Below are 15988 nucleotides of genomic sequence, written 5' to 3' on the forward strand. Positions count from 1 at the left end.
CCAACATAACTGTCGTCACACAGCAGAACGAGTCCTGCGCCCTTGCCGTGTTCCGGGCAGATCGCGCCGAAGATGTAGGCCGATTTCGTCCGCTGATCTTTCGGGGCCGATGGCCTCGTCCCTCGTCTGGCCCAGCGCCGCGTGATCTTGTTTTTCTGACCGACGCGGGCTTCGTCCTGGAACCATATCTCTATGGGCGTGCCTTTCGTGAGGGTTGCTCTGACCTTTGCCAGTTCGGCAGAGAAGCCCCTTTTCTGAAGGCGTCCATGGCAAGTTCGTTCTGGGCATGGTGGCGAGGCCGCGCCGTCAGCTTGACGTAGCCCAGCTTCTTCAGCTCCCGCCCCACGGTGGTTTCATCGAGCGACACCGAAAACTCGTCGTGCAGCCACTGGACCAGATCGATCAGGCGCCAGCGAACAACGCCGTGGATCGCCGGGATCGGGCCGCGTTCGACAACCTCGACCAGCGCCCGCCGCTGGACATCATCGAGGCGCGATGGATCGCCCGGCGCCTTGCCATCAAGCAGTCCATCGGGACCACGGGCGTTGAACCGAACCACCCAATCGCGCACGATCTGCAAACCAACTCCGCCGATCCGCGCCGCCGCAGTCCGGCTGCCGCCGTCGTAGATCTCAGCCAATGCCAACAGCCGCCGGGCCTGGTTCGCGCTCTTCGACCCGCGCGCCAACCGCCTCAATGCTGGGCCGTCAAAATCATCCCGCAAGCCGATCGCTGATCCCATGGGTGCTCCCTCCAAATGCTGGCCACCATTGATTCAGACTTTCGGCAGTTTGGGAATCCCCTACCTGAGTCAGCCTCAGCGCAGGTGGGTATTAGGCGACCGGTGCGATCGATAATGTTCCGGCAAGCTTCAACGGTTTCCGCTCCGTCGGATACGGAGAAGTCGGACACGGGGACGAGGTGCGGTTAAAAATCTGACATCACCGATCGCGTGTGCGACTAGTGGAGCACTGTGCAGGGTACAGGCGGACGCGCGGGAGTCGTTTGGCGACCTGCTCTGCGCCAGTCGGAGTCTGAGCCTAGAGCATCCGGGCGCGGAGCGTCAGTAGATAGGCGATCGCGCCAGAAGCGATGGCCAGTGGAACTGTCACGATGAGCACGCCAACAGCGCCACTTGGCAAGGATGCTATCCCCCCGCTCAAGATATAGCCTCCCAGGAGCGGTCCGACGATCGATCCTGCCCGACCGACCGCCACCGATGCGCCTATTCCCAGTCCCCGCGCTGCCGTAGGATAGTAAGCGGGTGCCAGGCCGTTGAGCGAGTAGCCGGATCCAAGGATGAAGAAACCTGCGACCGCAGCGAAAGTCAGGATTGATGCAGGCGCTGCGGCGAAAGCCAGCCCGACCACCCCGATGGCGACACCCCCATATCCCAGCGGCAGCACGCTGCGATAACCGAACCTGTCGACGGCGGCGCCGATCGCCAGCGTGCCGACACAACCGCCAATGCTGAAGAACGCCGATGAGCGGTGGGCAAACTGAACGGTGAAGCCTCGATCGGTCATCAAGCTTGGGAGCCAGTTGAGGATCAGGTATAGAATGCAAGAACCAAGGAAGAGCGTGAGCCAAAGCAACATCGTGCTGATCCCGCGCCCCTCCCCAAACAGGGCATGAAGCCATTCCTTGCCGACGCCGTCCTGCTTCTGCCGGTGCGGCCGCATGTTCGGGATGAGCAAAAGGAAGGGGGCGATGAGCAGGGGAGCCAAACCGCCTACAAGGAACAGCGAACGCCACCCTGAGCTTTCGATAAAAGCATGACCTACAAGAGCGGCGATCGCTCCACCGGCTGGCAAACCGGCCAGAGTGATCGCCACGATCTTGGCACGATGCTTCGTCGGCGCGATCTCGACCGTCAGGCTGATCAGGTTGACGACCACGACCCCAATTCCGAGTCCGGTGAACAGGCGTGCGGCAAGCAACGTATCGAAACTGAAGGTGTATATTGTCCCCAAGCTGAATGCGCCCACGCAAATGACACCGCTCATCAACGCGTTGCGTCGACCAAGCAGATCGCTGAGTGCGCCACCCAGCAATGCTCCCGCGACGAACCCGACCTGTGCGCTTGAGAAGATTTGCCCGGCGTGGATGGGATCAAGCTTCAGTTCCGGGAAAAGTACAGGGGCGGCAATGCCTATGGCCTGCACGTCGAAACCATCCAGCATCGCAATCAACACGCACACGGCGACGGCTACATAGAGCCGCATGCCATTCAGCCTTGAGGTTTCGTCTCCTTGGGCAAGCCGTGGCGCTGAAGTCTCTGGACGCATGCGAGATTGATCCTTGGAGGCAAGATTTCGACGAAGACATGGGTTCGCGCGGGAACGGCCGAACTCTACGGGAAGAAGGCGAATGTGGGAAAATTGGTCGGAACGAGCGGCTCGACGCGTAACGGCAAAGCATGGCTGTCAGAGGTTCCGTCTCGTCAGGGAGCTCCATGAGCAGCGGCTGTCGAGCGCCATCTACCGCGGCGCTGCCCTAATTTCGATCGGCTCGGTCGCGATGGTTTACGCGGGTCCCCCATACATCGTCCCCCGATTTTCGCCGCGGAAGCGGGCTCTTGCGATACAGCGCCAGAGCTATCAGATTGATGACGCGCGTCAACTAAAAGAGATGAAAGTCCCACAATAGGAGATATGATATTTTATAGCTATTATGATACAGTCCGCGATTGTGATCTAGGCTTCTCTCAATTACCCGCGTGGGAACCGTCGAATGCTGCCGCTGGTGAGTGCGTCGAAACCTGCGATCGTTCGTTTCTGAAGCGCGATGTTACCGCACTCGCCGAAATCGGAACATCCTGAACGAACTCGTTGCGTTCGCGGCGGTTATGACAATATCGTCGTCTGCGAATATGTCCTGTTCTGCTCTAGACCGTATCGGTTACAGTGCCAGACGTGTTCACTGCCTGCTGGGCCTCCGAGGGCGCCTGATACCCGCTCGGCGGCGATTGGAATCCGAGGAAGCGTACAGGCGCGCGGCGACTATTCTGATGCTGCAGACACATTCCAGTCCTGGCGGGAGAAGTCGATTTCCCCTCTTCCGCGGCCTATTTTTTGCAAACGGGCCGCCTACTAACGAGGCGGCCCGGCTGCTGTTCTTTTTCGACTTAGCGGCGGATGGAAAATTGCAGCGCGACAGTCCTGGGCATCGCGATCGAAGCGGTCGATGCGCCGGTCACGAAGGTTGCCGTACGGGCATAGGACAGGATGTCCTTATCCAGCAGATTCTTGCCGATCAGCGAAACCTGCCAGCGGCCATCGCGTGGCCCGATGGCGAGCCGACCGTCAACCGTGGCATAGGCATTTCCCGGTAGAACATTGGCATCGAGATTTGTGGGAGAGCCATAGCCCAGAGTAAGAGACTCTGGTGCATAAAATACCCGGGACTTGAAGTTCATGCCGGCGTCGGCGGTGAACTGGAGATCGTCGCCGACAGGCTGTCGGAACGACGCCGTGACGTTGCCGCTCCATTTCGGTGCATTGACCGGTTCGGTGCCGTCATCACGCCGCGCGTGCAGGTAGGTGAGCGATCCGGCGAGGCGTAGGGCGTCGGAGACCTCATAGACCGCCTCGGTCTCGACGCCTTTCGCCTTGAGATCCTGCGGATCGAACCTGAACGTGCCGCCAAGGAACACGCTCTGCTGGAACCCGTTCACATTGGTCTGGAACAACGCCACATTGAAATGGCTTCGGCCAAACGTGAACTTGCCGCCGACCTCATAATTGTCGGCCTTTTCGGGATCATAGCGCGCGAGATCGGGATTTGTCGGCGAACTCAGGAAGCCGCCACCCTTCGTGCCACGCGAATAGGATGCATAGAGCAAGTAGTCCCGATTCAGCTTGTACTGCACGCCAACAGAACCATCGACGTTCGTTGCGTTGATCTTACGGGTGGCCGGCGCGATGGCGGGATAGAGAACCGAGGTCAACACGCCCGGAACCAGGGTTTCCCGGAAGAAATCCGCGCTCCGCCGTTCATTGGTGACGCGCACGCCTACGCTGAACGTCAAAGCGTCCGTCACATTGAAATTACCCTGGCCAAAGCCCGAGACCGTGTTGGTCCTCAGCCGGAAATCCTCGAAGAACATCCCGGTTATGGGCAGTACGCTGGCGGGCAGGTTTCCCCGGACGACATCGACAGTCCGGACATATCGCCACTTCTCGTGGAGGTAGAACGCCCCGACGATGAAGTTCAATCTTCTGTCGCTTGGCGACGATAGCCGGATTTCCTGAGTGAACTGGTGATTGCCATTCACGATATCGGAGTCTGTATATTTCCCCGGAAGCTCATCATTGTCGAACTGCGGCCGATCCTGCGTATATTCCGAGTAGGCCGATACGGATGTGAGGGTGTAGTCGCCCAAACGATAGTTGAGCGTTCCGATCGCGCGTTTTCCATCATTGGTTTCGTAGGAGTCACCAAATGTCGCTGAATTGCGCGCCGTCCGGCGATCGAGACGCGCTTCAAATCCGGTGTAGCCGGCGGCCGTCGCAAGCTGCTGCGCGCGGCCGATAAGGTCCACCGCATATTGTTCGTTCAAGCCCGTATTATTGACCCGATATTGCTGATAGAGAAGCGTGGCGTCGAAATCCGCGGTCGGCTTCCACACGGCCACTATGCGTCCAGCGAGGCTGTTTGTCCGGGGAATTTCCTTGTCCGTCAGCTCGTTGCGTATCCAGCCTTTCTGAAGATTGGCCTGACCGGACAGGCGCACGGCAAGGGTATCGCTGATCGGAACATCGACGCCGCCATCCAGCAGATGGGACCCCAGCGCAAACTCGTAGCTTCCGGTGAAGTTGAAGGCATATTCACTGCCAGGTTTGCGCGTTGTGGTACTGAAGGCGCCAAGGCTTGTGTTCTTGGCGAGCAGGGCCGCCTGCGTGCCCTTGATGATCTCAACCCGCTCGAGATCGAATATGGGTTGGTTACCCTCCGGCGGGCGCCCGGCATAAGTTCCATCGATGAACAGCGCCACCGAGTTCTCGAACGAATCGTTGCCGGGGCCGGTGCCGAGCCCCCGGACAAAGAAGGAGGCGACGTTGTTCGCGGTGCGCTGAACGGTGACGCCACTGACCAGGGTGGTGAGAGAATCGAGATTGGCGATCCCGCGCTGCTGCAGCATAGTCCCGCTGACGGCCGAGACGGAGATTGGTACATCCTGCACGGACTCTGCGCGCTTGCGCGCGGTGACGACAATATCTCCGGCATCAAATCCGCTCTGGGCCGTGGCGGCAGGCGGCGCGCTCACAGATGGCTTGTCGGCCTGCGTCTGGGCGATTGCTGCGCCCGCAAAAGACAGGCCGACCAGCGGAAAGACGACACCCAGCGAAAGTCTTGTATTACGATTGTTCACGTTGGTCTCCCCCAAAATTATTGCTGTTGATTGTGATTGCTGCTCGACTGACCCGTCGCTCGGGAAACCCCGTCGGGCGTTTGTCCATAGACGAACGGCTCGGCGCTTGGCCGCACTCGTCACGCGCTTTTGAAGGGCTGCCCCAGGGACCGGAATCGATCCATTCATCCTCACCTCCTGCTTCGCTGCCAGCTTCTGATGACCGGTCGAGCTAAGGCCGAGATTTACGGAGGCAGACAGTTGCTGTCAATCAAATTTCGCATATTGTGCGACTTGGAGTATTGTCGCGTAGTGCGGGATTGACGGCGGAGCTTCGTTTGCCAGATCAGGGCCGAAACGCGCCACTGCGTTCCTGCGGGGTCCTATAAGCAGCAAGGCAACGTCCGGAGGAGAGTGTGATGCGGGTGATAAGCTACGAAATAGCTGGATGTGGTCCGCGGCCGGGCATGCTGGTGGAAGAAGGATGGGTTCTCGACCTCAACCGTGCAGTCGTTACCGGAGGAATGCGGCGCGGGGGTCAGGACCTGGATCTCGCTGGTCTCATCGCCCTGCACGACAAGGAGACACCTTGTCTTTCGATACTGAATGAAACTATGCTGGGTTCCCGTTATGACGAGGCATTAGTGCCTCGAGCGAGCACGACCTTGCGAGCGCCGATAGGCAAACCACGCAAGAACATCTTTTGCGTAGGTCGAAACTATCTCGACCATGTGGCAGAGGGCGACAGGGTCAGAGGCGTATCAACCGATCTCCCTGCATATCCCCAGTTCTTCACCAAACCTCCCACCGCCGTCATCGGCCCGGATGAAAGGGTCGAGGTCGATGCGCGGATCTCCGGCCGGCTCGACTATGAGGTCGAACTTGCCATCGTGATAGGCCGGGGCGGAAAAAACATTCCAGAGAGCGAGGCACTGGACCACATCTTCGGCTACACGATCATCAATGACGTGTCCGCGCGCGATCTCCAGCAAAGACATGGCCAATGGTTCAAGGGAAAGGCCCTCGACAGCACCTGCCCCGTGGGACCATGGATCGTCACCGCCGACGCCGTTGGCGACCCGCAGAATCTATCGATATCACTTCAGATCAATGGCGAGGAACGTCAGCGCGCGAGCACGTCGCAGATGATTTTCAGCATTGCGCGTATCGTCAGCGAGCTATCGCAAGGCCTGACCCTGGAGCCCGGGGACGTCATCGCCACGGGGACGCCCTCGGGCGTTGGTTTCGCCATGGAGCCGCCCCGATATCTCGAGGACGGGGACGTCATGACCTGCCGCATCGAAGGCGTCGGCGAACTCAGCAATCGCGTCAGGATCTCATGATGGCGTGTCCATCTGATGCGGCAACCGGCCCCCTGGTCGGTATCAGGGTGGTCGAGATTGCGAGCCAGGGCCCAGGACCTTTCGCGGCCATGCTGCTTTCCGACATGGGCGCCGACGTTGTGCGGATCGATCGCCCCGACGCGCAACCTGGATCCAGCATCGATCTGACAAGCCGTGGGCGCACCACCATCCTACTCGATCTCAAGGATCAGGCGGATCGCGAACATGCGATCCGCCTGATCGAGCGCGCCGACATCCTGATCGAGGGTTTCCGTCCCGGCGTGATGGAGCGTCTGGGTCTGGGACCGGAGGCGATCGCGGACTGCAATCCAAGGCTCGTCTATGGCAGGATGACCGGATGGGGCCAGGAAGGGCCGCTAGCCAAGGCTGCCGGCCATGACATCAACTATATCGCGATTACCGGTGCGCTCGATGCGATCGGCCCGGCGGGAGGTCCGCCGGTCCCGCCGCTCAATCTTGTCGGCGACTATGGTGGGGGGGCGCTTTATCTTGCTCTTGGAACACTGGCCGCTCTGATCGAAGCACGGCAATCGGGTCAGGGGCAAGTGGTCGATGCGGCGATCTGTGACGGCGCGACCTCCCTTATGACCAATGCCATGGCCCACCGCCTCAGGGGCACAAATTCCGGCGTCCGGGGTAATAATCTGCTCGATGGCGGAGCGCCCTATTATGGCGTCTATGAGACGGCGGACGGCGGCTATGTGTCGATCGGGTCGATCGAACCGAAATTCTTCCGCGAACTGTGCGAACGCCTGAACCTGCCCCCCACCCTCTATGGCTCCCAGCATGATCGTACGCGGTGGCCGGAATTGCGCGCTGCCATAGCCGCGATGTTCCTGACGCGATCGCGTGACGAATGGACCGAGATGCTCGAAGGGACGGACATGTGCTTCGCGCCGGTTATCCCGCTGGCTGAGGCGACCGCCCATCCTCATCTTGCCGCGCGCGGCTGCTTTGTCGAAGTTAATGGGCTGGTTCAGCCCGCCCCGGCGCCCCGCTTCGCCCGGACGCCCTCGGCCGTTCAGGGGCCGGCTCCGAACGCGGCAACCAGGCCGGAGGATGTGCTCTCCAGATGGACGTGAAGAAGTGCTACGCCGACGAATTATGTGACGGCTCTGCCGTTATCGAGCCAGTCGGGCAATGCGGCTAGCCTGTCCGCGGCGCGGGCAGGACGACCAGCGGGTAGGGGATCGATCCTCAGACGGGAGAGGCGGGAGTAGGCGATGCGCCAATGTCCTTTCTCACGGCGATATTCTTCCTCATAGTAGCCGTACCCGATATACCCGGTGGAATCCGGGGCTTCCCGCGGCGCTTCGTCGGGCGGGAATTCCAGATAGTCCATCAATGGAAAAATGCCGCGAGCTCTGTCCGGTTCGATGATCACGATCTCCGGCAGATGCAGATGATGGACGGAAATCGCGTTCCGCAGTCTTTGCGAGACGCCTGCCACGAACATATCGCGGTTTGCCCCAGGCGGTGCCGATCCGAAGCCGTCGAACGTCGCATCCTCGGTAAAGAGAGTTGCGAGCAGATGCCATTGCTTGGTGTCAATGATATGGCAGTAACGTGCTTTGAGCTGCTTGATGGCCTCTATCGACTGCAAATCTTCTGCTGGTATCATGGTCCTATGTCCTCTCGCTCAGCCGTGAAGGATCAGTCGGGTCGCTGTAGGACGCAAAGCCATAGACGGTCCCGGATCGAGACCCGCGTCCTAGCAGGTTGCGATCACCGCTTTCGACGCCAGCATGAACGCGGCTCCCGGCGCTCGACGACCGATTTCGTTAAGGTTCGAGCACCATCTTCAGCGTGCCCGCCTCGCGGCGGTCGAAAAGGCGATAGGCTTCGGTCCCTTCAGACAGTTTCATGCGGTGACTGATCTGCCGCTCGGGATGCAGGCGACCGGAGCGGACGAGCGCGATGAGTTCCGGCATGTAACGCTGGACCGAGCAGACGCTCGGGCGGAAGGTGATCGCCTTTCGGAATGCGGCGAGTAGAGGAAAGTCGTAGCGTTCGAGACCCGCCCCGATCACGGAAACGGTACTGTGCTGTCCGGCGAGCTCGATAGCCAGATCCGTCGTCGCCCGAGCACCGACCACTTCGATTGTGCAATCGAGCATTCGCCCCTTCGTGGCCTCACGCACCGTTTCGACCGCGACCGCGGGATCCAGGGGGATTGCACCAAGCTCCGTTGCCCGGGCGCGGCGTTCGGGCACGAGATCGATGGCATAGACGGTGCTCGCGCCCTGAACGAATGCGATTTCGACCGCGTTCAGTCCGATCGGACCAAGTCCGATAATGCCCACGGTGCTACCGGGGCGGATATCCGCATTGACACAGCCGAGATAGGCCGTGGGCAGGCTGTCGGTCAGCATCAGCGCCTGATCATTGCTGACTCCATCGGGAATGATGAAAGCGTTGAAATCGGCCGCAGGCACGACCACGGCTTCGGTCTGGCAACCGCCAAGCCCTCGACCGATGCCGTAGACGCGCAGTCCGCCGTTCTCGCACTTGTTGATCAAGCCCGACATGCACGGCCGGCAGGCGCCACATCCCACAGATCCAGGAACCATGACCTGGTCGCCCGCCTTGAGACGCGAGACGCCGCGGCCGGTCTCTACCACCTCCCCAATGGCCTCATGGCCGATACTGAAGCAGTGTGTCGGTGAGCCGAGCCCGCCGTGGTAAAGATGCAAGTCGCTGCCGCAGATGCTGCAGCTCGTTATCTTGACCAGCGCATCACCCGATTCAGCCAGTTCCGGATCAGGCAGCGTATCATAACGTACGTCGCCCGGAGCATGAAATGCCAAACCCTTCATTGTAGTTCCTCTCTCATCCGCGCCGCTTGGCTTGCGGTCGTCATCAAGTAATCAGCGATGGGTCGATATCGGCTGGCTCAGGCCGTCTTGATCCACACTGCCTTGGTTTCGAGGAACTCCTCGATATGCTCGCGGCCCGACTCACGGCCATAACCGCTCATCTTGTAGCCACCGAAGGGAACCGCAGGATCCATGGCCTGATAGCAATTGACCCAGACGGACCCCGCGCGCAGCCCTTTCGCGACGCGATGCGCGTTGGAGAGATTCTCCGTCCAGACCCCACTGCCCAGGCCGAACATTGTCGCGTTGCCACGTTCGATCGCTTCTTCAGCCGTGTCGAAGGGAAGGGCAGAAATGACCGGTCCGAAGATTTCCTCCTGGGCAATTTTCATCTCGTCGGTGACATTGGCGAACACGGTGGGTTCGACGAAATAGCCATCCCCCAGATCATCCCCCATGATGCGGCGGCCGCCGCTCGCGGCGCGCGCGCCTTGTGCCTTGCCGCTCTCCAGATAGGCGGTTACCCGATCGAGCTGACCTTCGGAGACGAGCGGCCCCAGCTGCATATTGGGGTCGAGCGGGTTGCCGACGCGCAACTGCCTGGCAAAGGCGGCCACCTTCTCGACAAATTCGTCATAGATGCCGCGCTGGACGAACAAGCGGGTTCCGGCCGAGCATATCTGCCCCGAATTCGCGAATACCGCCATTGCCGCCCCGGGCACCGCCGCCTCAAGATTGGCATCGTCGAACACGATGTTGGGGGACTTCCCCCCGAGCTCGACCGAGACCCGCTTCACATTCCCGGCCGATGCGCGGATGATGGCCTGACCGGTCGCGGTCGAGCCGGTGAACGCGATCTTGTCGACGCCCGGATGTGCCGCGAGGGCTGCGCCAACGGTGCTGCCAGGCCCATGGACGATATTGACAACGCCGGCTGGAAATCCTGCCTCGAGGCAGAGTTCGCCGAGCCGCAGTGGCGAGAGCGGCGCCTGTTCGGCGGGCTTGAGCACGATGGTGCAGCCGGCGGCGAGCGCGGGGGCGATCTTCCAGACCGCCATGCCGAACGGGCCGTTCCACGCGTTGATCGCGCCAACCACGCCGATCGGTTCCTTGAGGGTATAGGAGAAAATCTCGCCCGCGGCCGAATTCGAGATCGTGTCGCCGTGAATCGCGGTTGCCTGACCGGCATAATAGCGCAGCAGGGCAACGGCGCGCTGCTTGCGTGATCGCGTGCCGGTGATCGGCGCCCCCATGTCGAGTGTATCGAGCATGGCGATCTCGTCGAAATGCGCTTCGACGAGATCGGCAAGGCGCAACAGGGCGGCCTGGCGGTCGAACGGCTTGAACCGACTCCACGGCCCTTCCTCGAACGCACGACGCGCCGCCGCCACGGCAAGGTCGACATCCTCCGCACCGCCTTCGGCCACCTGGGCAAGCACCTTTCCGGTTGCGGGATTGATGCTGTCGAACGTCCGCCCCGAAAGCGCAGGCACCAGCTTGCCGTCGATCAGCAGGAGCTTCGGCTTGCCGTCCAGAAAGCCGGCTGCGACTTCGGGGGAGAGGTTCGCGTTCAACATGACGAATTCCTTATTTGAATAGGATGACGGGGAGAGATCAGGCCATCGTCCCGCCGTCAACCGGGAGCACCGCGCCGTTGACGAAGGACGCCTCGTCGGAAACCAGCCAGAGCGCCGCGGCCGCGACCTCTTCAGGTCGCCCCACGCGGCCCATGGGAACGCTGGCCCGCGTGCGGGCCTCCGACTGCTTTGCGAGCTCGGCGTCAAAATCGGGATCCATGAACTGGGAGAGCATCGGCGTCTCGATCGGTCCCGGGCATATCGTATTCACCCGGATATTCTCGGCCGCGTAGCGCTGGGCCAGCGAGCGCGCGAGGCCGATCACCGCGAACTTCGCCGCCGAATAGACGGGACTGACCGACGCCCCGCGCAAGCCCGCGATCGAAGCCGTGAACAGCACCGAGCCGCCGCCGGCGGTGCGGAAATGCGCGATGGCCGCGCCGGTCGTCAGCAGTCCGGACCGGACATTGAGATCCATCGCGCGGGCATAGGCATCGAGATCGAGATTCTCGACTTCCCGCTTTCCGGGCAGGCCGGCATGATTCCACAGGATATCGAGACCGCCGAGCCGCTCCGCCGATTCGCTCACGACCTGTCGGCAGGCTTGGGGGTCGAGCAGGTCGGCGACGAGCGCTGTGACCCGGCCACCTGCATCGCTTATGGAACCGACCAGTTCCTCCAGCTTTGCCTGATCGATGTCCACCGCAACGACATCGGCGCCTTCACGCGCGAATGCCTCTACGCCTGCCCGGCCCATGCCGGACGCAGCCGCTGTGATGATGGCGCGCTTGCCTTGTAACCGCATTCATCGCTCTCCCGAGGTTCTGACGACCGCTTTTGAAGTGGCAGCAGGATCTGCCCGGCCGTCTCAATTTACGTGCATCATCTCCAAATATGAGATTGTTGTCAATTGTGTTTAGGTGATTGCTGACGCTGGACCCTCACGCTGAGGGACGATAAGTGCTTTCTTTGCTGTGGAGACAATGAGGACAATATCTTGGTGACCAAATCGGCGCAGATACCGGATGAGCAAGCAGAACCGGGCCAAATGCCTGGCGATGGTGAGCATGCGGCCGAGCCCGTGCGCGGCCGGCCGGACAGCAGCACCACGCGGGTTCTGGGTGTGCTCGATCTTTTCACCGTTGATGCGCCCTCGTGGACCGCGGATATGCTGGTCGAGCGGCTCGGTCTCGCTCGCGCTACGGTCTATCGCTACGTCAAGGCGCTCTATGATGCCGGTTTTCTCGTGCCTGCGGCAGGCGGCGGCTATGTGCTTGGACCACGTTTCATTGAATTCGACCGCCAGATCAGGATAGCCGATCCACTTTTGCAAGTGGCGCCCGCAGTCATTGCCGAACTGCGCGATAAGGTCGCCGGCGCACAGGTGCTCTGCAGCTTCTATGGCGATCGCGTCCTCTCGGTCCTTAACGACCGAACCGATCCCAAACTGACGCTCCAGATGGAAAGGGGGCGACCATTTCCACTGTTCTTTGGTGCGCCGTCGCGCATCATCGTCGCCTATCTTCCCACCTACCAGCTGAAGAACCTGCTCCTCAATCATGGCAAGGAGATTTCGGACGCCGGCCTGGGCGACAGCTGGCCCGCATTCCGGGCCAAACTGAAGGCCATTCGCCGTGCCGGCCACTATGTCGGCAGCCAGCTCGACAAGAATGTCGTGGGCGTGGCGGCACCGATCTTCCGGGCGCCCAATGCCGTGACCGCCAGCATCTGCCTTGTGCGCCGCAAGAGCGTGGTGAAGCCTGAACATATACCGGAGATGGCGCAATGGGCCATGGACGCTGCGGCCCGGATCAGCGACCGCCTGCAGGCATTCCAGGGCGGAGCGAGCAATATCTCCGCCCCGAACTTCCCTACGCCGCGCCTGGGCAGATAGGTGTCCTGTCGATTCACCGCTTGATAATATGGCAATGTCGCATATAAGGAGAATTACTAAAAAAATGATTTAGGGGAGATCGGCACATGATTTTGCGGACAGGCATCATCAGCCGACGTCAAGACCTTGATCCCCGAAGCTTTGCCGAACACTGGAAAAGCGTCCATGGAAAATTGGCGTGCAAGATGCCACGCCTGCGGAGCTATCGCCAAAATCACGTCGTCGCGCGCCTCTATGAGATGCGCCCGTCGCCGATCCAGGCGGTCGATGGATTCTCGCAGCTCCGGTTTGACAGCATCGAAGATATGGAGTTTTCCGAGCGCTCTCCTGAATATGCGGCGGTTCGCGATGATATCGCGAATTTCCAGGGCGGTATTACGATCCTGGTCGTAGAACCCCAGGAGTTGCACACAGCAGCGCGGGGCCCCGCAGCCAAGCTTCTGTGCGTGTCGCGCGCCCGCTCGGACACGGCTGAGTGCAGATCCGGCTGGAGCACCAGCGCGCGCGCAATGATCGAAGGCGCGCCCGAGGTTCGCAAGATCGTCCAGAACTGGGTGATCGACAAGGATCACCCTGTATCGGCGGGCGTACCCCAGGGCGCGCCGGACGTGGACGCGCTCACCGAATTGTGGTTCGATGATAGCGAGACGCTAGCTCGGGCGGTCAACTCCAGTTTGGGTAAACGGCTCTTTCACAGCAATCCATGGCTCGAACCGGTGGCGATCTATGAAGTCGCAGAACTGGTCATGGTGTGACCTGCCATGATCGTTGAACAGCGCACCTACACTCTGAAACCGGATCATACACCGGCGCAGTTCATAGCCGTCTACGAGCAGCTTGGCCTGACGCTTCAGGTCGCCCATCTGGGCAACCTGATCGGGTACTTCATGTCCGATATTGGCGTGCTCAACCAGATCGTGTTCCTGTGGGGCTACTCTGATCTGAACGATCGCGCTGGCCGCCGCGCATCTCTGGCAGCGGAGCCGGAGTGGGAGGCTTATCTCAACAAGGTGCGGCCCATGTTGGCGGCGATGGAAAGCCGGGTGCTGGTCCCTGCATCGTCGTCACCCTTGCGCTAGCCGATGTCTTTCTCAGGAGATCCAGGATGACCGATCACGCAGGTCATGTAGGCCAGGCGCTCGCGCGCACCATCATCGACCGCGACGACGGGGCACGCATTGTCGTGCTCGATTCGGCGACTTTCGTGGAGGGTTTCTATGCGCCTGCGGCGAGCAACGGCCGTGATGTGGTGGTCAACGCCTCTTACGCCGGCGTGTTCTGCGCCAAGCTCATCATACCCTTCGGACCGCTCGCGACGATCGGGCTCGATTGTGGCATCGGCAAGGACGGGGCGGGCATCGCCGGCCTGTTTTATTATGAAGCGCTTGGAATCGCCGCCGCCGCGGCGGACAGCATGACGGCCGAGATGGGCAACGGCCTCGACCTTTATGAAGAGGGCGTGATCAGCCGGATCAACGCTCTCGCCGAAGATGCCGGCGTCGTGCCGGGCATGACCGTATGCGAAGCCGCGCAAAAGCTGGGTCGGCCGGTCGCGCGCGTTGAGGGCGTGCGTACCAACCGGCTTGTCGTAAAGACAAGTCCGCAGGGCCGGAGCATCGTCTGCACCGATTCCATCGCTTATGCGCTTGAGGAAGATATCGGCCGCAACGTGCTGTGCGTCGCGGGACATACCGGCGCTAGCGTCATCGGCTATCTCCGCCATTTCCGGCCGCATGGCTATATCTCCTCGGACGGCGGGATCGGGAAGAACCGGTCCGGGCTGGTCGCGCTCGATGCCACGGACGAGGATGGCATCCCGGGAGCGTCCGTCAGCGCTCTCAGCGCGCGCATGGGTGATGGCCGAAGCACCTATTTCGATGGGGTCGTAAGTGCCGCCAACGCTGCAGCCCGCGCAAAGGGCGTTGATGTCGGGCAAAGCGCAGCGGAGGCGGCAGATTTGCTGCTCGCCGAATGAGGCAGCCCACATGAAGCTGGAAGATATCCGCCGGCCTGGCGGGCCGGTCTTGACCCCTAACCTCCGCGGCGCGCTGTGGATGCTCGGCTCGGCCGTCAGCTTCACCTTCATGACCACGCTCGTGAAGTTCCTGGGATCGGACTATCCCGCCTCGCTCCAGGCCTTCTATCGCTCCGCCATCAGTTGGCTCATCCTCGCGCCCGCGATCCTGCATAACTGGCGGGCGGCCTATGTCACGCGCCAGCCCGCGATGCTGATATTCCGGTCGGCCACCGGAACATTGGCCCTTATATTCGCTTTCTATGCCTATCAGGAGCTGCCGCTGGCCGAGGCCAATGCGCTGTCCTTTACCCGTTCGCTCTGGATCGTGCCGCTGGCGGCGGTGCTTCTCCACGAACATATCGGACGCGCGCGTATCCTGGCGACGCTCATCGGTTTTGCCGGTGTGCTCGTCATGCTGAGGCCATCGGCGGGCGGCGTCCCGTTCGGACTTGGAGAAGCCGCGGCACTCGCCTCGTCTTTCCTGTTCGCGTTCACCATCATCAGCATCAAGTTCATGTCGCGCGATAACAGCGCCTTCACCCTGATCGTCTGGGGCACGACCCTGGGAACGGTCTTTGCGCTGCCGGCCGCATTCTTTGTCTGGCGCTGGCCTGGCCTGTGGGATCTGCTGTTGCTGGGGACGATGGGCGTGATGGGGGTCATCACGCAGGTCTGCTACGTCAAGGGCATGCACGTGGGAGAAGCGGCGGCGATGGCGCCGATCGATTATGTGCGCCTCGTCTTCGCGGTTCTTATCGGCCTCGCGCTGTTCCACGAAATTCCAGACGGCCTGACGCTTGTCGGCGCCGCCGTGATTGTCGGAGCAACCCTTTACATCACGTGGCGTGAACATCGAATAACCCGACAGTTGTCGGTCGAACGCACGATGGAGTGATCTGCAGTCAGCTACTGCTTTGGGAGACTATCACTATGATCAAACGTCTGAGAGCGTGTTTGAGAAGGATTC

At 61.1% G+C, this 15988-nt stretch carries 13 protein-coding genes and 1 pseudogene; 7 read left to right on the forward strand and 7 right to left on the reverse strand.

Annotated features, from left to right (window positions below; translation table 11 throughout):
• The 3 genes and pseudogenes from B2V90_RS16675 to B2V90_RS16685 all read right to left on the reverse strand — a co-directional run.
• Nucleotides 1-742: pseudogene (locus B2V90_RS16675) on the reverse strand (IS630 family transposase); the annotation flags it as partial.
• A 298-nt stretch (nt 743-1040) separates the two neighbouring features.
• Nucleotides 1041-2225 (reverse strand): MFS transporter, encoded by a 1185-nt coding sequence (locus tag B2V90_RS16680; protein ID WP_286868765.1) that lies wholly within the window; start codon nt 2223-2225, stop codon nt 1041-1043.
• Nucleotides 2226-3127: 902 nt separating this feature from the next.
• Nucleotides 3128-5542 carry a TonB-dependent receptor gene (locus B2V90_RS16685; RefSeq protein ID WP_216314176.1) on the reverse strand — a complete coding sequence of 805 codons (2415 nt, stop codon included), beginning with the start codon at nt 5540-5542 and terminating at the stop codon, nt 3128-3130.
• Nucleotides 5543-5772: 230 nt separating this feature from the next.
• Between B2V90_RS16685 and B2V90_RS16690 the strand changes: the two genes are divergently transcribed.
• Both B2V90_RS16690 and B2V90_RS16695 read left to right on the forward strand, forming a co-directional pair.
• On the forward strand, nt 5773-6696 hold the full coding sequence (locus B2V90_RS16690; protein WP_216314174.1) for a fumarylacetoacetate hydrolase family protein: 924 nt from the start codon (nt 5773-5775) through the stop codon (nt 6694-6696).
• Nucleotides 6696-7799: a CaiB/BaiF CoA transferase family protein gene (locus tag B2V90_RS16695; protein WP_216314172.1), complete on the forward strand. Its 1104-nt coding sequence runs from the start codon at nt 6696-6698 to the stop codon at nt 7797-7799. Before B2V90_RS16690 ends, B2V90_RS16695 begins: the two co-directional genes overlap by 1 nt.
• A gap of 20 nt (nt 7800-7819) precedes the next feature.
• Here the strand turns inward: B2V90_RS16695 and B2V90_RS16700 are convergent, their stop codons facing one another.
• The 4 genes from B2V90_RS16700 to B2V90_RS16715 form a co-directional block, all read right to left on the reverse strand.
• Entirely contained in the window at nt 7820-8338 is a 519-nt protein-coding gene (locus tag B2V90_RS16700; protein WP_216314170.1) for a nuclear transport factor 2 family protein, read from the reverse strand.
• Nucleotides 8339-8498: 160 nt separating this feature from the next.
• A complete protein-coding gene (locus B2V90_RS16705) occupies nt 8499-9533 on the reverse strand; it encodes an alcohol dehydrogenase catalytic domain-containing protein (protein ID WP_216314168.1) in 1035 nt (344 codons plus the stop codon).
• Between the two features lie 77 nt (nt 9534-9610).
• Nucleotides 9611-11110 carry an aldehyde dehydrogenase family protein gene (locus B2V90_RS16710; protein ID WP_216314166.1) on the reverse strand — a complete coding sequence of 500 codons (1500 nt, stop codon included), beginning with the start codon at nt 11108-11110 and terminating at the stop codon, nt 9611-9613.
• A 37-nt stretch (nt 11111-11147) separates the two neighbouring features.
• Nucleotides 11148-11915, reverse strand: coding sequence for an SDR family NAD(P)-dependent oxidoreductase (locus B2V90_RS16715; RefSeq protein ID WP_216314164.1), 768 nt, complete (start codon nt 11913-11915; stop codon nt 11148-11150).
• 195 nt (nt 11916-12110) lie between these two features.
• On the opposite strand from B2V90_RS16715, the gene B2V90_RS16720 reads away from it, so the two are divergent.
• The 5 genes from B2V90_RS16720 to B2V90_RS16740 all read left to right on the forward strand — a co-directional run bounded on the left by B2V90_RS16720 (nt 12111) and on the right by B2V90_RS16740 (nt 15916).
• A complete protein-coding gene (locus B2V90_RS16720; protein ID WP_253204312.1) occupies nt 12111-13004 on the forward strand; it encodes an IclR family transcriptional regulator in 894 nt (297 codons plus the stop codon).
• A gap of 92 nt (nt 13005-13096) precedes the next feature.
• On the forward strand, nt 13097-13759 hold the full coding sequence (locus tag B2V90_RS16725; protein ID WP_293922393.1) for an EthD family reductase: 663 nt from the start codon (nt 13097-13099) through the stop codon (nt 13757-13759).
• A 6-nt stretch (nt 13760-13765) separates the two neighbouring features.
• Nucleotides 13766-14083, forward strand: coding sequence for an NIPSNAP family protein (locus tag B2V90_RS16730; RefSeq protein ID WP_216314159.1), 318 nt, complete (start codon nt 13766-13768; stop codon nt 14081-14083).
• Between the two features lie 26 nt (nt 14084-14109).
• The gene (locus B2V90_RS16735) at nt 14110-14979 is read left to right on the forward strand and encodes a hypothetical protein (RefSeq protein WP_216314157.1); all 870 of its coding nucleotides are present in this window, start codon (nt 14110-14112) and stop codon (nt 14977-14979) included.
• A gap of 49 nt (nt 14980-15028) precedes the next feature.
• Nucleotides 15029-15916 (forward strand): DMT family transporter, encoded by an 888-nt coding sequence (locus B2V90_RS16740; protein ID WP_216314155.1) that lies wholly within the window; start codon nt 15029-15031, stop codon nt 15914-15916.
• Nucleotides 15917-15988: the final 72 nt, after the last annotated feature.

Source organism: Sphingobium sp. UBA5915 (assembly GCF_002431195.1).
Classification (GTDB): domain Bacteria; phylum Pseudomonadota; class Alphaproteobacteria; order Sphingomonadales; family Sphingomonadaceae; genus Sphingobium; species Sphingobium soli.